Genomic DNA, 19,073 nt, shown 5'->3' on the forward strand with positions numbered 1-19,073 from the left:
GGACCCGCGGGCCGCCCACCCCGCCCCGCCCCGGCTGCCGCTGCTGGGGCGGTGGCTGACGCACTACGGGGAGCGGGCCCGGGTGCCCGGCTCCTCGCTGCTGCTGGCCGTCACCGAGGTGCTGGGCCGCCACTGGGCCACGGGCCAGAGCCGTCTGGAGGACCAGCACCTGGGCGCCCTGCTGGCCTGGATCACCGCCGGGGAGGGCGAGTCGGGCGCGGAGGCAGCCCTCCGCGCCGAGCTGGCCCGCGACCGCGACGGGCTGCTGCTCACCCCGCCCGCGGGCCCGGCCACCGACCCGGCCTTCGACAACCGCCGCCTGGCCCCGGCCGTCGCGCGGTACGACGCGGGGCTGCCCGGCGCCGAGGCGGAGATCCGCGAACTGGTCGCCTCCCAGCTGCGGCCCACCTGGGACGCGGTGTGGCAGGGCCTGGACCTGCTGCGCGCGCTGCCGCCGGGCGCGCACGTCGCCGACCGCTGGAAGCGTGACCGCTGGTCCTACACCGCCCACCGCGACCGGGTGCGCGCCGGCGAGCCGCCGCAGCCCAGGCGCGACGACGCGGTGACGGCGGCCCGCAAGCTCGCCGCGCGGGAGACGGCCCAGGCCGAACTGGCCGCCCAGGAGGCGCTGGACGACCCTCTGGTGATGGCTCAGCGGCGGATGGCCGGGGAGGCGTTCGAGGGCGAGGTGGCCGAGGTGGAGATGGCGTACTCGTCGGGGAAGCGCCCGATGCCGCGCCCACTGGTCACCGTCCGCACCGGCGACCGGCCGCACCTGGAGGGGAGAGAGCGGCTGTACCGGGCCCTGGAGAGCGGGAAGTCGCAGCCGGGGACGTTCGCCGCGGCCCCCGCGCCGGGGCTGCTGACGGTACGGCTGACCGGCGGCATGGGCCGCGGCAGGGAGCCGGAGGCGGGTTCGGTGCCGGAGGTGGGCGAGACGGTGTGCTGGACGCTGTTCGAGCACGCGCCGCGCGGCGGACCGGACCTGCCGGACCCGGAGGAGACGCCGTGGACGCACGGCGGCCCGCCCGACCCCGACGCCCTGGACGCGCCCGACCCCGTGACGCCGGAGGACCTGCTGTGAACGGCACCCCGGCCGGCTCCCCCGCCGGCTCCTCCACCGGCTCCGCGACCGGGAACGCGGCCGCGCCCGACCCGGGCTCGGCCGCCGCCGAGGCGACCGGCGCGATCCTGCGCGACGTCCTCTCCGGCGCCCACCGCGGTGTGGTCGTGGACTCGCCGCCCGGCGCCGGCAAGACCACGCTGGTGGTGCGCGCCGCCCGGGAGCTGGCCGCCGCGGGCCGCCCGCTGATGATCGTCGCCCAGACCAACGCCCAGGTCGACGATCTGGTGGACCGGCTGGCGACCGCCGAGCCGGAGCTGCCGGTGGGCCGGCTGCACAGCAGCGAGGCGCAGCCGTACGCCCCGGTGCTGGACCGCCACCCGTCGGTGGTGAAGTCCTCGAAGGCCGCGGATCTGGCCGGGCTGGACGTGGTGGTCTCCACGGCCGCCAAGTGGGCCCACGTCAAAGGCGCCGGACCATGGGAGCAGGCCATCGTGGACGAGGCGTACCAGATGCGTTCCGACGCGCTGCTGTCGGTGGCCGGGCTGTTCGAGCGGGCGCTGTTCGTGGGCGACCCCGGTCAGCTCGACCCGTTCAGCCAGGTCGGCGCCGAGCAGTGGGCGGGGCTGTCGTACGACCCGTCGGCCAGCGCCGTGACCACGCTGCTGGCGCACAATCCGGACCTGCCCGTGCACCGGCTGCCGGTCTCCTGGCGGCTGCCCGCCTCGGCCGCGCCGCTGGTGTCGAGGGCGTTCTACCCCTACACCCCGTTCCGCAGCGGCACCGGACCGGGCGAGCGGCGGCTGGAGTTCGCGCTGCCCTCCGACGGATCCGGCGTGGACCGGGTGCTGGACGAGGCGGCCGGCTCCGGGTGGGGGTTGCTGGAGCTGCCCGCCCGCCACACCCCGCGTACCGACCCGGAGGCGGTCGCGGCCGTGGCGGCGGTGGTACGGCGGCTGCTGGACCGCCGCGGCGCGGCGTTCGGCGAGCGCTCCTCGGAGCCCGACCCGGTGACGGCGGAGCGGATCGCGGTGGGCACCGCCCACCGCGACCAGGCGGCGGCCGTCCGCGCCGCGCTGGCCTCCCTGGGTGTGACGGACGTCGCGGTGGACACCGCCAACCGGCTCCAGGGCCGCGAGTTCGATGTGACGGTGGTGCTCCACCCGCTGTCGGGCCGCCCGGACGCCACGGCCTTCCACCTGGAGACGGGGCGCCTGTGCGTGCTGGCCTCGCGCCACCGGCACGCCTGTGTGGTGGTGTGCCGGGCGGGCGTTCCCGAGCTGCTGGACGAGTACCCCTCGACCGAGCCGGTCCAGCTCGGGGTCACGGTCAAGTTCCCTGACGGCTGGGAGGCCAACCACGCGGTCCTGGCCCATCTGGCGGAGCACACCGTGGCCTGGTGAGCGGCTCGTCCGGGGCCGCCGGGAGGGGCCGACCGGGAGGGCCGTCCGGCTCGGCCCCGCGCCGGGCGGGCACGAGGGTGGACAATGGAACGCTGCCCACGACCGACGGAGGTATCTCCATGCCCGAGCCGAACCCGGCTCCGGAACGGCGCGGCGGTGAGCCGCGCCATCGGCGCCCCGCGCCGCTGCTCTTCGAGCCACCGGACGCCGCCTCGGACCCCGAGCACTTCTTCGACCTGGAGTCCATCGAGGATCCGCGCGAGCTGCTGGGCCGCGCCACCGAGCTGGCCCTGGCCTTCCGCGCGGCGGCGGACCGGGCCATGGAGTTCCAGGCCATGGCGGCGGCGCAGCTCGCCGACCCCGGGCGCTTCGACCGGCTGCCGGACGAGGCGATCGCGGACCGGGCCGAGTGGACGGCCGACTACGCCCGCAAGATGATCGAGTTCGGCCGCGAGCTGATGAGGGACCGCACGCCGGAGTGACGGCGCGGTGGTCACGGCGGCCGGGGCGGTGGTCACGGCTAGGCCCGCGGCATATGCGGGCGCGGAAGATACCGGACTCCGCCGCGCCGCGTCCCGTTTTCGCGGATTTCCAGGGGCGGTACACAGGTTGCCGGTAGATGTTGTGGGCATGAGCGATCCCGCCGCCTATGTGACCCCTGCCGGAGCCGAGTGGCTCGCCTCCTCCAGCGCCTTCCCGCGCAGCGTCCACGCCCTGTGGGCCGGACGCCCGGGCGCCCCGAGCACCCTGCCCTGCGGCACCGCCTTCGACGTGGTCAGCGCCGGCACGCTGTTCGGCCGCCGGATGCTGGACCGGCTGTGGACCGCGGGGCCGGGCACCGGCCCGGTGGCGCTCCACGCGGGCCGGATGCTGCTGTTCGCCGAGCCCGGCACCGCCCAGCGGCTGCCGGCCCTGCTGCGCTGGCGGGAGTGGCGGGGCTCGTCCGCTCCGGCGGACACGGGCGGCACCGGCGGCACCGGCGCGGACGGCAGTGCGGAAACGATCCCTCCGCTTCTGTGCTACGGCCTCGGCGACGCCGTGACCGTTCCTCCGCCGGTGCCCGGCGAAGGCTGTCCGCCCACCACCCGCTGGCTGGTCGCCCCGGATGTCCGGAAGCCCTGGCTGCCGGGTGCCGAGGCGCTGCTGTGGGCCTGTGTGCGTGCCGTCCGCGAGGGCGGCCGGGGGCTCGCCGGCGGCCGTGATCAACCGATTTCCGCTCCCTCGGACCAGGGTGCTAAGGTTTACCACGTCAACAGGCGCCGCTAGCTCAGTTGGTTAGAGCAGCTGACTCTTAATCAGCGGGTCCGGGGTTCGAGTCCCTGGCGGCGTACAGGCAGCCGGAAGGCCTCCGCGGAAGCGGAGGCCTTCCGGTTTTCCCGTGCGCGGGCCGGACGGGGGCGGGGCGGCCCCGCTCGCACCACCCCGCTCACACCGTCCCCGGGCCCGGCACTCCGCTGACGGTGACCTCCACCCGCCAGCCCCGCTCGGTGCGGTCCACGACCTCCACGCGCACGGTGCCCGCTTCCGCGTCCACCTCCACGGCATCTCCCGGGCCCAGCGGCGCGTCGGCCAGCGGCGGGTACACCGAGAGGCGGTGGCACGCCCCGGTGCCGGGGTGGCCGTCGACCACCTTGACGGGGCCCTGCGCCGAGGGGACGTCGTTGCGCACCCGGTAGACCAGTACGCCGCTGGTGCAGGAGGTGACGTCGTTGCCGCCGGGCTCCCTCGCCTCGATCGCCAGCACCTCGCCGCGGCCCGTGCGGACCGCGACCAGCCGGGTGTCGGACCCGCCGGCCGGCCCGTCGCCGTCCGGGGAGGCGACCGCCCGCAGGGTGTGCCGGCTGGTGCCGGACTCGGCCCGGCAGTCGACCCGGCCGCCGTCCAGCCAGCCCAGCTTCCACTTGTGCCAGCCGAAGAGTTCCGGGGAGAGCCCGAACTGGCTGCCCATGATGTCCCAGTCGCCGACGTGGGTGTCCCAGTCGCCGTCCTCGTCCTCGGGCTGGTGGTAGAGGTCGGGCAGGTCGAAGATGTGCAGGGTCTCGTGGGCGAGGACGTTGCGGTCCGGCGGCTGCTTCTCGAAGACCGTCACGACCCGGTGCAGCTCGGTGCCGTCCACGGTGATCGGCTCGTCGAGGTTGACGACCTTGGTGGCGTCGGAGTTCACGCCCGGCGCGTCGGGGTCGGCGACGAGGTAGACGATGTCGTAGTCGCCGAAGTCCACGTGCGGGTCGGCCGCGGCGACCGCGTCGTGGAGGTAGGCGCCGCGCAGGTCCGGCTCCCAGTCGCGCTGTATCCCGTAGGCCCGCGAGTCGGCCGCCATCTCCAGCCAGCGGGGTGTCACGTGCGGGCGCAGCGTGAACTTCCCGTAGGAGGCCCGCTCGAAGAAGTCCGAGGTCTCCGGGAAGTAGTCGGCGGCGAGCCCGCGGGGGGAGGCGGCGGGCCGGGCCTCGGGGAAGGAGAGGAAGACCATCAGCGCGTCGAGCTCCCCCAGGGGGCGGGGGTAGGCCGGGTGCCAGGTGTCCAGGCCCTCGGAGTGGTGGAGTGCGGTGCGTTCCAGGGCGCAGGAGTCGGCGCCCGCCGCGACGGCGACCGGCCCGGTGACCAGGCTCGTGCCGACCAGCGCGGAGAACGCCGTGAGCACCGCTCCGGTCCTGCGGGAGCGGGGGCCCGGCCAGGAGCCGCCCGGCCGGGGCACGGGCTCGCTCCGTCCCCCTCCGGTCCATTCGGCCCTGCGCGTAAGCCGCACATCGTCCTCCCGCGGTGGTGTCGGGGCACGGCGCCCCCGGGGAGGGGCACGGCACCCACTGTGTGCCTTCCTGTGCCCGCGTGCCCCGTTCCGCTACGCCGTACGAGTGAGACCCCACAGGATCACCGTGCGTAACAACCGGTCATCATCGGTCGCCTGCGGAAAGTTGCCGCGCAGGAACGATCAGCCGCTCGAAAATGCGTCCCAGGAGTCCGCCGCACGGATCCGGAACACTCCGCGCGACACTGGCTCGGCCGCCCGATAAGCCTCTATGATCGGCACATTTCCAGGGCGGACACCCCCCACGACGACCACCGGCCCGCCGCCCGGGCCACCTACACGAGACGAGTCCCCCGCGGGAGCGACCGGTGAATGGACCACTCGACGGACCGGGCAGGAAACCGGGTGACAGTCCGGGCACGACGACGCCCATCGTGACCGAGAGTGACGATCCCGCGGGCCCCCGGGCATCCGCGCCCCCCGGCCCTCCCCTCCACCCGGCGGACTACCGCACCGCCTTCGAGGCCGCCGGTCTGGCGATGGCGGTGATCGACGGCGAGGGGCGCGTCCTGGCCGCCAACCACGCGCTCGGGCAGCTGCTGGGCTCTCCCGCCGCAGAACTGTCCGGCACCCCCGTCGCCTCCCTGACCGGACTCGGCATCGACGACCGGACCCGCGACGAGTGCCAGGCCGTGCTGGAGGGACGCAGCGACTCCATGAGCTGCACCCGCCGCCTCAAGCACGGCGACGGCCGCTCGGTGTGGGCCAGGGTCACCGTGGTCCCCACCGGCGGACCGGCCGCACCGCCCGGGCGGCGGCGCGGCGCCGCCCTGCTGTCGGTCGCCGACATCAGCGAGCGGTGCGACCTCCAGGAGCGGCTGCGCCATCTGCAGATGCACGACCCGGTCACCGGGCTGCCCAACCGGTCCCTGTTCTTCGACCGGCTGTCCACCGCGCTCGCCGAGTCCACCACCGGCCGGATCGGGCTGTGCTACCTGGACCTGGACGGCTTCAAGGCCGTCAACGACACCCTCGGCCACCGGGTCGGCGACCGGCTGCTGGACGCGGTCGCCGACCGGCTGCGCCGGTGCGCGGAGCCGGGCGGGCATCTGGTGGCGCGGCTGGGCGGCGACGAGTTCGCCCTGCTCGCCGAGGCCTCCACCGGCACCCAGCCGCTGACCGAGCTGGCCGAGCAGCTGCTCGCCGCCCTCCAGCAGCCGTTCGACCTGGCCGGTCAGCGGCTGGCGGTCTCCGCCAGCATCGGGGTGGTGGAGCGGCCCGCCGCCGGGACCACGGCCACGGAGCTGATGCAGGCCGCGGACACCACGCTCTACTGGGCGAAGGCCGACGGCAAGGCCCGCTGGACGCTCTTCGACCCCGAGCGCAACGCCAGCCGCATGACCCGCCAGGCGCTGTCCAGCACACTGCGTCCGGCGCTGGAGCGCGGCGAGTTCACGCTGGAGTACCAGCCGATCGTCTCCCTGCACGACGAGACGCTCACCGGGGTGGAGGCACTGGTGCGCTGGCGGCACCCCAGGCTCGGCACCCTCGCCCCCAACCGGTTCATCGGGCTGGCCGAGGAGAACGGCGCCATCGTGCCCCTGGGCCGCTGGATCCTCGCCGAATCGTGCCGCCAGGCCCGGCGCTGGCAGCTGGAGCAGCCCGGCCGGCCGCTGTACGTCAGCGTCAACGTCGCCGTGCGGCAGGTGTGGGACTCGGACCTGGTGGCCGACGTCGCGGCGATCCTGGAGGAGACGGGGCTGCCGCCGGGGCTGCTCCAGCTGGAGCTGACCGAGTCGGCGGTGATGGGCTCGGCGGGACGGCCGATCAAGGCGCTCCAGGCGCTGTCCGACATGGGTGTGCGCATCGCGATCGACGACTTCGGCACCGGCTACTCCAACCTCGCCTACCTCAGCAGGCTCCCGGTGCGCGGGCTGAAGCTGGACGGAACGTTCGTCCGCGGCTTCCGCACCGCCCGCTCCCTCAACCCGGCCGACGAGACGATCGTCACCTCGCTGGTGCAGCTCGCCCACAACCTCGGGCTGACGGTCACCGCCGAGTGCGTCGAGGGCCCGGCCCAGGCCGACCGGCTGCGGCGGATCGGCTGCGACACCGGCCAGGGGTGGCACTACTCCAAGCCGGTGCCGGCCGACCGCATCAGTCAGCTGCTGGTGTCGGACGGCAGCCCGTAGGCGTCGGCGATCAACCCGTAGCTGCGCAGCCGCGCCCGCGCCCCGTGCGACTGCGAGGTGATCATCAGCTCGTCGGCCCCGGTCCGCTCGGCCAGCGCGTCGAGGCCGTCGCGCACCTGCCCCGGCGTGCCGTACACCACGTTGGCCAGCCAGCCGCGCACGAATTCGCGCTCCAGCTCACCCATGCCCCGCTCGTACTCCTCGGCCTCCTCGGGCGTGGGCACCAGGCCGGGACGCCCGGTGCGCAGCCGCAGCATCGACAGCGCGCCGGTCATCACCTGGCGGTGCGCCTCCCTCTCCTCGTCGGCGGCCAGGGCCGAGACGCCGATCAGGGCGTACGGCTCGTCCAGCACCTCCGAGGGACGGAAGGAGGAGCGGTACAGCTCCAGGGCGGGGAGGGTGTTCGCCGCCGAGAAGTGGTGGGCGAAGGCGAAGGGCAGGCCCAGGCTCCCGGCGAGCTGCGCGCTGAAGCCGGAGGAGCCCAGCAGCCACACCGGCGGCCGGTTCGCCGCCTGCACCCCGCCGGGCACGCGGCCCTGGACGGGACCGGGGACGGCGTGGATGCGGGCGTAGGGGTGGCCGTCGGGGAAGTCGTCGTCCAGGAAGCGGATCAGCTCGGCGAGCTGCCGCGGGAAGTCGTCGGCCGCCTCGTGCGGCCGGTCGGTGCGGCGCAGCGCGGCGGCCGTCGCCCCGTCGGTGCCGGGGGCGCGGCCCAGGCCCAGGTCGACGCGGCCCGGGGCGAGCGCCTCCAGGGTGCCGAACTGCTCGGCGATCACCAGGGGCGCGTGGTTGGGCAGCATCACCCCGCCCGAGCCCAGGCGTATGGAGGCGGTGTGGGCCGCCAGGTGGGCCAGGATGACGGCGGGCGAGGAGCTGGCCACCCCGGGCATGGAGTGGTGCTCGGCGACCCACAGCCGGTGGTAGCCCCGGCTCTCGGCCAGTCTCGCGATCTCCACGGAGGTGCGCAGGGCGTCGGTGGCGGTGCGGCCGGCGCCGACGGTGGCCAGGTCGAGCACGGACAGCGGGACGGGGGCGGTGCCCCGCGCCGTGCCCCTGACCGGGTCGCCGCTCCGTCCGCCCGGCTGTCCGCCGTTCCTCGCCTCCGCGTCCTTCACCGGGTCCATCGCGGGCCGCCTCCTCGTGGTGCTTGCGGCGCGGGACGTCCGCGCCGCAAGAGCACAGCCCGTACGGACCGCCCGTTATTCCCGTAGGAGCAGCGGCTCCGCGAGCGCCCGGCCGTCGAACAGCGCACCCAGCGCCGGGCAGGAGACCGTGCGGTCCAGCAGCCGCAGCCCCTCCCAGACGGTGACCTGGTTGGCGGTGAGCACCGGCTTGCCCAGCACCGCCTCCAGTTCGGGGAGCCAGGCGGCGGTGTGCAGGGCGGTGTCGGGCAGCAGGACGGCCTGGGCGTCCGGGTGGTCGCCCGCGCGGGCCAGCGCGAGCACCTCCTCGCGGCCCCAGGTGCCGACCTCGGCCGCGGTGATGATCCCGGCGCCGCGCACCGACACCACCTCGGCGCCCGCCGCCTTGAGGAAGGCCCTGAAGTGCTCGGCCACGTCCTTCGGGTAGGTGGCGGCGACGGCGACCCGCTCGGCCCCCAGTGCCCGCACGGCGTGGGCGAAGGCGAAGGAGGTGCTGGAGGCGGGGAGGGCCGCGACCGAGGAGAGCTCGCGCACCTGCTCGTGCGCCCCGTCCCAGCCGAAGACGAAGCTGGCGCTGGTGCACGCCCACACCACCGCCTGTGCGCCGTGCTCGCGCAGCCGGTCGACCTCGGCCGCCAGGCGGGCGGTGGAGCCCATCTCCAGCAGTGCGTCCACGCGGTGCGCGTCCTCGCCGATGTCGGTGTGGACCAGCGGCAGCCGGACGGAGCCCGCGGCCTCGCCGAGGATCGCCTCCAGCCGGGGGTACTCGTCCTCGGCGGAGTGGCCGGGGTAGAGGAAGCCGACGACGTCCGCCGTCCGCTCCGCCCGCGCCGCCTCTTCCGTCCGGTCCATCCGGTCCTCCTCTTCCTCGGTCCGCTGCTCGGTCCGCTGCGCGGTCTCCCGCTCGGTCTCTTCTCCGGTGGTGGCGCCGTCCCCGCGACGGCGGCGGCGCGGCTTGGTGTCACAGGGGCGGCGGTCCGCCCGGGTCGTCCGGAAAGGGCGGCGGCTCCGCGCCCTCGGCCGCATCCGGTTCGGCCCCGGCCACCGCGGGCTCCGGCTCGCGCTCGGCCGATGGTCCGGGCACTCCCGCGGGAGTCCCCAACTCCGTTGCTCCATCCGGGTGCAGGGGCGGCACGGGCGGCCCCGGCGGCAGGGACGACATGGACGCCGGGCCGCGCCGGGCCACGGGGTCGAGCAGCGCCTGGTAGGGGCCGACCGCGTCCTTGCCGATGCGGCGCAGCGCCGACCAGACGGTCACCTGGTTGGCGGAGAGCACCGGCATCCGCAGCTCCGCCTCCAGCTGCGGGATCACGTCGTAGGTCGGCAGGTTGGTGCAGCTGATGAACAGCGCGTCGGGCGCGTCCACCACGGCCCCGCGGGCCATGTCCACCACGTCCCGGTACGGCACCCGCCAGATCTCCCGCGTCAGCCCCAGGTAGCTGCGGCCGGTGACCTCGATCCCGGCCTCGCCCAGGAAGGCCTCCAGGGAGTCGGTCACCGACCTGGTGTACGGGGTGACGACGGCGACCCGCCGCACGCCGAGCTCCTCCAGCGCCTCCAGCAGGGCGCCCGAGGTGGTGAGGGAGGGGACCTCTCCGGAGAGTTCCATGGCCGCGCACATGGCCCGCTCCCCGACCGTGCCGCCCACGAAGGAGCCGGAGGTGCAGGCGTACGCCACCACTTCCGGCGCCACCGCGCACAGCGCCTGGACGGCCTCCCGCAGCGTCTCGTGCTCGCTGACGAGCCTGGCCAGGTCCAGGCTCACCTCGACGGGTACGAACGGAGTGCGGGTCAGATGGAGGGAGACGTCGTCGGGGATCCACCGCCACAGTTCGCGGTCGAGCGCGAAGTCGAAGGGGGCGACGACACCGACTCCGCGCTGCGGATGCGGACCGCCGAGGAACGAGACATCCATGAGCACCCCTTGAAGAGGGTAGGGGCGGCCAAGGGCCGTTGACGGAGGAAAAACCGGCGCGAGAGAGCCGGGACGCCGGGACAGATGCCTTCGTTGACGAAGGTAGTTACAGGTCCCTACCGTGGTCAATCCTTCCGTCCATCCGTGCGTCCGTACGGTGCTCCGGATCTCCTCGCGCCGGACCCAATACTTCTCCTCCCTCGTTGCCCCCTCGTTGCGAAACGGTTTTCCGCCCATGTCAGAAACGACTGTTCCGGCCGGTGTCCCCACTCTCGGTGTCCTCGGCGTCCCCGGCGGCGACCGGCCGAACCTGGAGCGCCTGTCGGGGCGCGCCCGGGTGGAGTACGCCGACGAGGCTTCCCTGGCCGCCCTGCTGCCGGCCGTGGACGCACTGCTGGTCTGGGATTTCACCTCCGACGCCGTACGCCGCGCCTGGCCCGGCCCGGGCCCGCGGCCGGGCTGGGTGCACACCGCGAGCGCCGGGGTCGACCGGCTGCTGGGCTGTCCGGAACTGGTCGGCTCCGAAACGGTGATCACCAATGCGCGGGGGGTCTTCGACCAGCCCATCGCCGAATACGTGGCAGGTCTCGTCCTGGCTTTGGCCAAGGATTTCCACGGCAGTTGGGAATTGCAGCGGCAGCGGCGCTGGCGGCACCGGGAGACAATGCGGCTGGCCGGAACTCACGCGATTGTCGTAGGTTCGGGGCCAATCGGCAGGGCAATCGGCCGCACACTTATGGCACTGGGTGTCGGAGTGGAACTCGTGGGGCGCAGGGAACGGCCCGCGGATCCGGAATTCGGCCGAATTCACGCCAGCGGAACACTCGACGCCCTCCTCCCCTCGGCCGACTGGGTCGTGTGCGCGGCGCCCCTGACCGAGTCGACCACCGGGATGTTCGACGCCGCCGCCTTCGCCCGGATGAAGCCGACGGCCCGTTTCGTCAACGTCGGACGCGGCGCCCACGTGGTGCAGGAGGACCTGGTCGAGGCGCTGCTCTCGCACCGGATCGCGGCGGCTGCGCTGGACGTCTTCACCGACGAGCCGCTGCCCTCCGACAGCCCGCTGTGGGACGTCCCCGGCCTGCTGGTCTCGCCGCACATGAGCGGCGACACCGTCGGCTGGCGCGATGACCTCGCCCGGCAGTTCTGCGACAACTTCGACCGTTGGACGGCGGGCGAGCCCCTGTTCAACGTCGTGGACAAGAAGCTCGGCTACGTCCCGGACAGGAGCGCGCCATGACCGGCACCACCGACCCGGCCGGCCCCACCGGCCTCACCGGCCCGACCCGCCCGAACGGCCCCGCGGACCCGGGCGGCACCTCGGACCCGGGCGGCCTCACGGACCTGACCGCCGCCCGGCTGGTGGAGGGTTACGCCCGCGGGGAGTTCACCCCCGTGGAGGTGGCCCGCGCCGTGCTGGAGCGGTCCGAGCACATCCAGCCGGCGGTGAACGCGTTCGTCCGGATCGACGCCGAGGCGGCGATGGAGCAGGCGCGGCGGTCCGCCGACCGGTGGCGGCGCGGGGAGCCGGCCGGCCTGCTGGACGGGGTTCCGGTGTCGGTGAAGGACATCCTGCTGCTGCGCGGCGGTCCGACGCTGCGCGGCTCGTGGACGGTCTCCGCCGACGCTCCCTGGGAGGAGGACGCCCCCTCGGTGGCGCGGCTGCGCGAGCACGGGGCGGTGCTCACGGGCAAGACGACGACCCCGGAGTTCGGCTGGAAGGGCGTCACCGACAGCCCGCGGCACGGCGCGACGGGAAACCCGTACGCCCCGGGGCGCACCGCGGGCGGTTCCAGCGGCGGCAGCGCGGCGGCGGTGGCACTGGGGGCCGGACCGCTGAGCCTGGGCACCGACGGCGGCGGTTCGGTGCGCATCCCGGCCTCCTTCTGCGGGGTCTTCGCGCTGAAGCCGACGTACGGGCGGGTGCCGCTGTACCCGGCCAGCGCCTACGGGACGCTCGCGCACGTCGGTCCGATGACCCGTGACGCGCGGGACGCGGCGCTGCTGATGGACGTGATCACCGGCCCGGACGCCCGCGACTGGTCGCAGCTCGGGCCGGTGCCGGGCAGTTTCCGCGACGGCCTGGACGGCGGGGTCGCCGGCCTGCGGGTGGCGTACTCCCCCGACCTCGGCGGCCGGGCGGAGGTGGACCGCGAGGTCGCGGCGGCGGTGCGGCGGGCCGTGGAGGCGCTGGAGGGGCTGGGCGCGCGGGTGGAGGAGCGCGACCCGGGCCTGCCCGACTGCCTGGAGGCCTTCCACACCCTGTGGTTCAGCGGCGCAGCCCGGGTGACCCAGCATCTGGACCCCGGGCGGCGCGCGCTGCTGGACCCGGGCCTGCGGGAGGTGTGCGAGCAGGGCGCGGCCCGCAGCGCGCTGGAGTACCTGGCGGCGGTGGACGTGCGGATGTCGATGGGCCGGCTGATGGGCGCCTTCCACACGGAGTACGACCTGCTGGTCACCCCGACGCTGCCGGTCACCGCCTTCGAGCTGGGCGGCGAGGTGCCGCCGGGCTCGCCGTACGCCCGCTGGACGGGCTGGACGCCGTTCACCTACCCGTTCAACATGACCCAGCAGCCCGCGGCGTCCCTGCCCTGCGGGGTGGACGGCGGCGGGCTGCCGATCGGGGTGCAGCTGGTGGGCGCGCGGCACGCGGACGCGCTGGTACTGCGCGCCGCGCACGCGCTGTACGAGGCGGGGGCCGCCGACGTTCCGCCGCCCCCGGCGCTCGCGTCCGGCCCGGTTTCCGGCTCCGGCCCGGCTTCCGGCTCCGGCCCGGCTTCCGGTTCTGCGGCCGGCACCGTGTCCGGCACCGTGTCCGGCCCGGCGCCTAGGCCCGCCGGAAGCTGAGACTCTCGCCCAGGGCCCCGGCCCGCCACAGGTCCTGGCAGGCGTCGGCCATCCGGTCCAGCCCGTCCACCACCGCCCCCCACACGATCCCGGGGACCCAGCCGGCGTCACCGTTGATCAGCAGGTTGTTGCGCTCGTAGAACAGGGCCAGGTCCACCACGGTCGGCCTGCCCCGGTGCCCCGCCTCCGCCTCGTAGCCGTAGGAGGAGGTGCCGAGCTGGACATCGGTGAAGGTGAAGTAGCACAGGTCGCCGGGGATGGGCGTGATGGTGGGGTTCTCCAGCGGCGGCTCGGCCGGGGCGAACGTGGGCAGGAGTGTGTAGATCTCGTTGCGCGCGTACTTGGCGTGGTAGACGTCGCCGCCCAGCGGAAGGGCGTTCCACACCGCCTCGCAGGTGATGGGCGCGCGGTCGTCGAGCAGTTTCGCCGTGCAGCTCACCCCCCGCTTGTCGAGTGATACTTCGATGAAACGGTCTGCCATTTCGGCTCCTGTCCGTCGATTTCCCTCCCAATACTGACGCAGCGGCCGGGCCCGGCCGTCAACACCGCAACGGCCGCATCAAGGGCTGGAAACGGCGGGCATATTTTTCGTTGATCGGGGTAGTGGCGCGCCCATGGCTCCACCACAAGGGAACGAGACAGGAAAATCAGGCACAGGCGACAGCCTCGGTGACCGGACGAGACCCGTCCGGGGGATAAGCCGCCGCGCGATGCTGGCGGGCCTGGGCGCGCTGGGCGCGGCGGGCACGATCGGCGTGGCCGGATGCAGCCGGGTGCCCGACGCCGGGAAGGCCGGCGAGGGCAACCTGCTGGAGCGCATCCGCGCCCAGAACACCGTGCGGGTGGGCATCGCCGGCGAGGTCCCCTACGGGTACATCAACGACCAGGGCGAGTTGACCGGTGAGGCGCCGGAGATCGCGAAGGTCATCTTCAATCGGCTGGGGGTGGAGAACGTCGTCCCCGTTCCGACCGAGTTCGGTTCGCTGATTCCGGGACTCCGCTCGCAGCAGTTCGATGTGGTCTCCGCGGGCATGTACATCAATCCCCAGCGCTGCGAACAGGTGATCTTCGCCGATCCCGAGTACGTGATGCTCGACGCGTTCATCGTCCCCAAGGGCAACCCGAAAGGGCTGAACGATTACGAGGACATCGTCCGCACCGGCGCCAGGATGGCCACCGGCACCGCGTACGCCGAGATCGACTACGCGGTCGCGGCCGGCGTCCCCCGCGACGAGATGCTGATCCTGCCCGACCAGGTCGCCGGACTGGCGGCCGTCGAGCAGGGCCGCGCCGACGTCTTCGCCGGCACCTCGCTGACCGTCCGCCAGGTGACGGAGGGCAGCAACCGGGCCGAGTCCACCGAGCCCTTCCAGCCCATGGTGGACGGCGAGCCGGCGATCGGCGCGGGCGGCTTCGCCTTCCGGCCGAGCGCCACCGTGCTGCGCGACGCGTTCAACCGGGAACTGCGCAAGCTCAAGGAGAGCGGTGAGCTGCTGGAGATCATGCGGCCCTTCGGTTTCACCGAGGACGAGATGACCGACCTGACCGCGAAGGAGCTGTGCGCATCATGACCTGGGGCCTTTGGGAGTCCTACATGCTGCCCGGCATCTGGATCACCATCCAGGTGACGGTGTACAGCGCCGCGCTGGCCGCGGCCGTCTCCTTCGCCGTCGGGATCCTGCGGTCCTCACCGCTGTGGATCGTCCGCTTCCTGTCCGGCGCCTACTTCGAGATCTTCCGCGGAGCCTCGGCGCTGGTGTTCATGTTCTGGCTGTTCTTCGCCCTGCCGATCGCCTTCGGCTGGCAGCTCGTCCCGATGTGGGCGGGTGTACTGGCGCTGGGCCTGACCTACGGCGCGTACGGTTCGGAGGTCGTACGCGGCGCGCTGGCGGCGGTCTCCCCCGCCCAGCGCGAGGCGGGCATCGCGCTGAGCTTCACCCGTATGCAGCGGCTGCGGCGCATCGAACTGCCCCAGGCGTGGCCGGAGATGGTCCCGCCCTTCAACAACCTCGCCATCGAGCTGCTGAAGGGCACCGCGCTGGTCTCGGTCATCAGCGTGGCCGACATGACCTTCGCGGCGAACCTGATCCGCTTCACCACCAACGAGAGCGCGCCGATCTACACACTCCTGCTGGTGATGTACTTCGTGCTCGCCTTCCTCATCACCCGCGTCATGCGGCTGGTGGAGCGGAGGGCCAAGGCCGGGATCGGGCAGGCGCCGCCGCCGGGCGGCGGGCTGCTGGGCGGCCTGCGCCGCCGGACGAAGACCGCCGACCCCGTCACCGGGACGGCCGCCGCGGGCACCCCGGGGGGTAATCAGTGAACTGGGACTGGAACGTCGTCGAGGACTTCATGCCGCGCTTCTGGGACGGGGTGCTCGTCACCCTCCAGGCGCTGGTGCTGGGGTCCCTGCTGGCCTTCACCCTCGGTCTGGTGTGGGCCGTCGCGCAGCGCTCCTCCAAGGTGTGGGTCCGGACGCCGGTGACCGCGGTCACCGAGTTCATCCGCAACACCCCGCTGCTGGTGCAGCTGTTCTTCCTCTTCTACGTGGTGCCCGAGTGGGGGCCGGCCATGTCCCCGCTGACGACGGGTGTGATCGGCCTCGGCCTGCACTACTCGACCTACACCGCCGAGGTCTACCGGGCCGGCATCGACGGTGTGCCCAAGGGGCAGTGGGAGGCGGCCACCGCGCTCAGCCTGCCGCCGGTGCGCACCTGGACGGCCGTGATCCTGCCGCAGGCGATCCGCCGCGTGGTGCCCGCGCTGGGCAACTACGTCATCGCCATGCTGAAGGACTCGCCGCTGATCGCGATCATCGGCGCCTTCGAGATGCTCGGCGAGGCACGCGCCTACGGCTCCGAGACCTTCCGGTTCCTGGAGCCGATCACCGTCGTCGGCATCGCCTTCATCCTCATCGCCTACCCGGCTTCCCTCCTCATCCGAGTCCTGGAGCGTCGTCTTGTCCGCTGACACCCCGCGTGAGAACGCCACCACGAGTACCGCCGCGGACGGCCGCGAACTGATCCGCTTCGACAAGGTGACCAAGCGCTTCGGCGACCACGTCGTCCTGGACCAGCTGGAGTTCGACGTCTCCGCCGGGAAGCACGTCACCCTCATCGGCCCCTCCGGATCGGGCAAGACCACGATCCTGCGGCTGCTGATGACCCTGCTCAGGCCCGACGAGGGCACCATCACCGTCGACGGCGACTACCTCACCCACGAGGAGAAGGGCGGCAGGCTCGTCCCCGCGGGCGAGAAGCACACCCGTGAGGTGCGCAAGAAGATCGGCATGGTCTTCCAGCAGTTCAACCTCTTCCCCAACATGAAGGTGCTGCGCAACATCACCGAGGCACCCGTCCACGTGCTGGGCATGGGCAAGGACGAGGCCGAGCAGCGGGCGCGCGAGCTGCTGGAGCTGGTGGGGCTGACCGAGCACATCGACAAGTACCCCACCCAGCTCTCCGGCGGCCAGCAGCAGCGTGTGGCCATCGCCCGCGCGCTGGCCATGCGCCCGAAGGTGCTGCTCCTGGACGAGGTCACCTCCGCGCTCGACCCGGAGCTGGTCGCCGGGGTGCTGGACGTCCTGCGGGACATCGCGCACACCACCGACATCACCATGCTGGTGGTCACCCACGAGATGAACTTCGCCCGCGACATCTCCGACGACGTGCTGATGTTCAACGAGGGCAAGGTGATCGAGTCCGGTCCGCCGGAGAAGATCTTCAACGACCCCGACCACGAGCGCACCAGGGAGTTCCTGAGCGCGATCCTCTGAGGAGGATCCTTCGAGGGCGCGCCGCCGCGCCCTGCCCTCCCGCCCGCCTTCGAACATGTTTCGGGGAGCGGGCGGGGGGCCAGTGTTCTGTGCGGGGACGGCGTACGGCCGCCGGCCGCCCCGCACCCGAAGACCCGGTGACCCCCGGGCGGGTGTCGCACCGCGAGCGGTCACCCGCCCGAGGGGGCACCGTGACACTGCTGCACTCACCCGGGGACCCCTGCCCCGAACCGCTCCCGGAGCACCGCCCGGGCCAGGAGCACCGCGCGTCCGCACAGCCCCCGCACTCCGCGCCCGGCTTCGTCCGCCCTCCCACGGTGCGGCACGCCCTGCGCGCCCTGGAGGCGGTCGCGGGCGGCCACGGCGGTGTGGACGAGGCGCGGCTGGCCGCCCGGACGGGGCTGCCGCCCGCACGCCTGGCCGGCCTGCTGCGGACACTGCTGCGCGAGGGGTACGTCGAGCGCCTCGGCGACGGCTCGTACGTGGCGGGCCGGGAGCTGGTTCTGCTCGGCGGCGCGGGCGCCGGTGGCCGGGAGCGGGCACTGCGCGAGCGGCTGCGGCGGACGCTGGCCCGGCTGCGCGACTCCATCGGCGCGGCGGTCTACCTCGGCCGCTACCGCGACGGCGAGGTGGAGATCGTCGGATACGCCGACGGCCCGCGCCACCCCGCCCCCCGTGAGCGGCCGGACTTCCGCCTGGCCGGGCACGCCACCGCGCTCGGCAAGTGCCTGCTCGGCCAGCTCGACCACGACGCGCGCCGGGACCACCTGTCCCGGCACCGGGCCGTCCGGCTGACCCCGCGCACGATCACCGACGAGCGGGTGCTGCTGAGTGTCCTGGAACGGCATCCGCCGACCGTTCCGGTCCTGGACCTGCAGGAGTACGCGGTCGGCTCGGTCTGCGCGGCCGTGCCGGTGACCGCGGGATCGGCCGTCGGCTCCCTGGGGGTGTGCCTGCCGGTCGAGGAGACCCACCGGCTGCGGCGGGCCGCCGAGGCGCTGAGCGAGCAGGCCGCCGGGGTGCTGCTCCCGCTGTCCCTGTGAGACGCGCCGGGCGCGTGGCCGGGGCGCACGGCCCGGGGGCGCGCGTCCGGGCGTGGTCGGGAGCACCGCGGGGAGCGGGTAGTATGGTTCCCGACAGCGCGCTCCACGAGATCGCCGGGATCTCCACGGCATCACCGGAGTCGCTGCCCGCATGCGCCGCTAGCTCAGTTGGTTAGAGCAGCTGACTCTTAATCAGCGGGTCCGGGGTTCGAGTCCCTGGCGGCGTACGGAAGGAGAAGGGCTCCTCGCCTCGCGCGAGGGGCCCTTATCCTCATTCGCGTCCCGACCAGTGGAACGACAGCTCCACGCACGCGGACGTCCTCGACGCCTCCACGATCTCCGCGTTGGGCATGTCGTTGGACCGGACCCACTCCCCGGCCTCCCCGGCGGTACGGCCCCCCGCCAGCTGCCGCTCCACCAGCCTGCGGCGGCGCTCCTCCAAGGGGGCCTCCACGTACCACAGCTCGTCGATCGACCTGCGCGCGTCCGGCCAGCCGGGCAGGTCGCAGGCCAGGTAGTTCCCCTCCGTCACCACCAGCCGGACCCCGGGGCGCACCACGTGGCGGGCCGCCACCGGCTCGTCCAGCGTCCGGTCGAAGTCGGGCACGTAGACGTCGTGGTCCGGTTCGAGGACCAGGCGCCGCAGCAGGGCGGCGTACCCGTGGACGTCGAAGGTGGGGGGCGAGCCCTTACGGGCGGCCAGGCCCAGCCGGTCGAGCTGGGCGTTGGACAGGTGGAAGCCGTCCAGCGGGACGTACGCCGCCGCGTTTGCCCCGTGCCGCCCGCACAGCCCCGCCACCAGGGCCTCGGCCAGGGTGGACTTACCCGCGCCGGGCGGCCCCGCCAGGCCGAGCACGGCCCGCCCGCCCCGCGCGCGGGCCGCCAGCCGCCAGGCTCGGTCCATCAGCTCACCGGTTCGCATGACCGGAAACCTATCCCCGCGGACC

Annotated in this window: 18 protein-coding genes and 2 tRNA genes; 14 read left to right on the forward strand and 6 right to left on the reverse strand. The window is 73.8% G+C overall.

What is annotated here, in order from left to right:
• The 5 genes from L7D48_RS01990 to L7D48_RS02010 form a co-directional block, all read left to right on the forward strand.
• The coding region (locus L7D48_RS01990) for a hypothetical protein (protein WP_237876763.1) at window positions 1-1,084 on the forward strand (1,084 nt) is incomplete at its 5' end.
• Window positions 1,085-1,188: 104 nt separating this feature from the next.
• Complete coding sequence (locus tag L7D48_RS01995; RefSeq protein WP_237876797.1) at window positions 1,189-2,466, forward strand: AAA domain-containing protein; 1,278 nt, start codon at window positions 1,189-1,191, stop codon at window positions 2,464-2,466.
• A gap of 119 nt (window positions 2,467-2,585) precedes the next feature.
• A complete protein-coding gene (locus L7D48_RS02000) occupies window positions 2,586-2,948 on the forward strand; it encodes a hypothetical protein (RefSeq protein ID WP_237876765.1) in 363 nt (120 codons plus the stop codon).
• A gap of 148 nt (window positions 2,949-3,096) precedes the next feature.
• The gene (locus L7D48_RS02005) at window positions 3,097-3,732 is read left to right on the forward strand and encodes a hypothetical protein (RefSeq protein WP_237876767.1); all 636 of its coding nucleotides are present in this window, start codon (window positions 3,097-3,099) and stop codon (window positions 3,730-3,732) included.
• Window positions 3,723-3,796 (forward strand) — tRNA-Lys (locus L7D48_RS02010). Before L7D48_RS02005 ends, L7D48_RS02010 begins: the two co-directional genes overlap by 10 nt.
• Before the next feature lie 96 nt (window positions 3,797-3,892).
• Here the strand turns inward: L7D48_RS02010 and L7D48_RS02015 are convergent.
• A complete protein-coding gene (locus tag L7D48_RS02015; protein ID WP_237876768.1) occupies window positions 3,893-5,161 on the reverse strand; it encodes a M6 family metalloprotease domain-containing protein in 1,269 nt (422 codons plus the stop codon).
• A gap of 485 nt (window positions 5,162-5,646) precedes the next feature.
• Here L7D48_RS02015 and L7D48_RS02020 point away from each other — a divergent pair, with 485 nt between their 5' ends.
• Entirely contained in the window at window positions 5,647-7,404 is a 1,758-nt protein-coding gene (locus L7D48_RS02020; protein ID WP_374490650.1) for a putative bifunctional diguanylate cyclase/phosphodiesterase, read from the forward strand.
• Here L7D48_RS02020 and L7D48_RS02025 read toward each other — a convergent pair.
• The 3 genes from L7D48_RS02025 to L7D48_RS02035 all read right to left on the reverse strand — a co-directional run bounded on the left by L7D48_RS02025 (window position 7,374) and on the right by L7D48_RS02035 (window position 10,461).
• Window positions 7,374-8,528 (reverse strand): LLM class flavin-dependent oxidoreductase, encoded by a 1,155-nt coding sequence (locus L7D48_RS02025; protein WP_237876772.1) that lies wholly within the window; start codon window positions 8,526-8,528, stop codon window positions 7,374-7,376. The two genes, L7D48_RS02020 and L7D48_RS02025, sit on opposite strands and share 31 nt — an antisense overlap.
• A gap of 75 nt (window positions 8,529-8,603) precedes the next feature.
• Window positions 8,604-9,398 (reverse strand): aspartate/glutamate racemase family protein, encoded by a 795-nt coding sequence (locus L7D48_RS02030; protein ID WP_237876774.1) that lies wholly within the window; start codon window positions 9,396-9,398, stop codon window positions 8,604-8,606.
• Between the two features lie 109 nt (window positions 9,399-9,507).
• Complete coding sequence (locus L7D48_RS02035) at window positions 9,508-10,461, reverse strand: decarboxylase (protein WP_237876776.1); 954 nt, start codon at window positions 10,459-10,461, stop codon at window positions 9,508-9,510.
• A gap of 235 nt (window positions 10,462-10,696) precedes the next feature.
• Here L7D48_RS02035 and L7D48_RS02040 point away from each other — a divergent pair, with 235 nt between their 5' ends.
• Together L7D48_RS02040 and L7D48_RS02045 are read left to right on the forward strand one after the other, a co-directional pair.
• Window positions 10,697-11,701, forward strand: coding sequence for a D-2-hydroxyacid dehydrogenase (locus L7D48_RS02040; RefSeq protein ID WP_237876778.1), 1,005 nt, complete (start codon window positions 10,697-10,699; stop codon window positions 11,699-11,701).
• Window positions 11,698-13,308 carry an amidase gene (locus tag L7D48_RS02045; protein WP_237876780.1) on the forward strand — a complete coding sequence of 537 codons (1,611 nt, stop codon included), beginning with the start codon at window positions 11,698-11,700 and terminating at the stop codon, window positions 13,306-13,308. The genes L7D48_RS02040 and L7D48_RS02045 overlap by 4 nt, the downstream gene beginning before the upstream one ends.
• Here the strand turns inward: L7D48_RS02045 and L7D48_RS02050 are convergent.
• On the reverse strand, window positions 13,289-13,789 hold the full coding sequence (locus tag L7D48_RS02050; protein WP_237876782.1) for a DUF3830 family protein: 501 nt from the start codon (window positions 13,787-13,789) through the stop codon (window positions 13,289-13,291). The two genes, L7D48_RS02045 and L7D48_RS02050, sit on opposite strands and share 20 nt — an antisense overlap.
• A gap of 133 nt (window positions 13,790-13,922) precedes the next feature.
• On the opposite strand from L7D48_RS02050, the gene ehuB reads away from it, so the two are divergent.
• The 6 genes from ehuB to L7D48_RS02080 all read left to right on the forward strand — a co-directional run bounded on the left by ehuB (window position 13,923) and on the right by L7D48_RS02080 (window position 18,353).
• A complete protein-coding gene (ehuB, locus tag L7D48_RS02055) occupies window positions 13,923-14,879 on the forward strand; it encodes an ectoine/hydroxyectoine ABC transporter substrate-binding protein EhuB (RefSeq protein WP_374490654.1) in 957 nt (318 codons plus the stop codon).
• Window positions 14,876-15,631, forward strand: coding sequence for an ectoine/hydroxyectoine ABC transporter permease subunit EhuC (gene ehuC, locus L7D48_RS02060; protein ID WP_237876785.1), 756 nt, complete (start codon window positions 14,876-14,878; stop codon window positions 15,629-15,631). Before ehuB ends, ehuC begins: the two co-directional genes overlap by 4 nt.
• Window positions 15,628-16,278 (forward strand): ectoine/hydroxyectoine ABC transporter permease subunit EhuD, encoded by a 651-nt coding sequence (gene ehuD, locus L7D48_RS02065; RefSeq protein ID WP_237876787.1) that lies wholly within the window; start codon window positions 15,628-15,630, stop codon window positions 16,276-16,278. Before ehuC ends, ehuD begins: the two co-directional genes overlap by 4 nt.
• On the forward strand, window positions 16,268-17,083 hold the full coding sequence (gene ehuA, locus L7D48_RS02070) for an ectoine/hydroxyectoine ABC transporter ATP-binding protein EhuA (protein WP_279949956.1): 816 nt from the start codon (window positions 16,268-16,270) through the stop codon (window positions 17,081-17,083). Before ehuD ends, ehuA begins: the two co-directional genes overlap by 11 nt.
• 317 nt (window positions 17,084-17,400) lie before the next feature.
• The gene (locus tag L7D48_RS02075; protein WP_237876801.1) at window positions 17,401-18,126 is read left to right on the forward strand and encodes an IclR family transcriptional regulator C-terminal domain-containing protein; all 726 of its coding nucleotides are present in this window, start codon (window positions 17,401-17,403) and stop codon (window positions 18,124-18,126) included.
• Window positions 18,127-18,279: 153 nt separating this feature from the next.
• A tRNA-Lys gene (locus tag L7D48_RS02080) sits at window positions 18,280-18,353 on the forward strand.
• A 44-nt stretch (window positions 18,354-18,397) separates the two neighbouring features.
• Here L7D48_RS02080 and L7D48_RS02085 read toward each other — a convergent pair.
• Entirely contained in the window at window positions 18,398-19,048 is a 651-nt protein-coding gene (locus L7D48_RS02085; protein ID WP_237876803.1) for a nucleoside/nucleotide kinase family protein, read from the reverse strand.
• Window positions 19,049-19,073 lie beyond the last annotated feature (25 nt).

Source organism: Streptomyces sp. ICN903, from assembly GCF_022015835.1.
GTDB lineage: Bacteria > Actinomycetota > Actinomycetes > Streptomycetales > Streptomycetaceae > Streptomyces > Streptomyces fenghuangensis.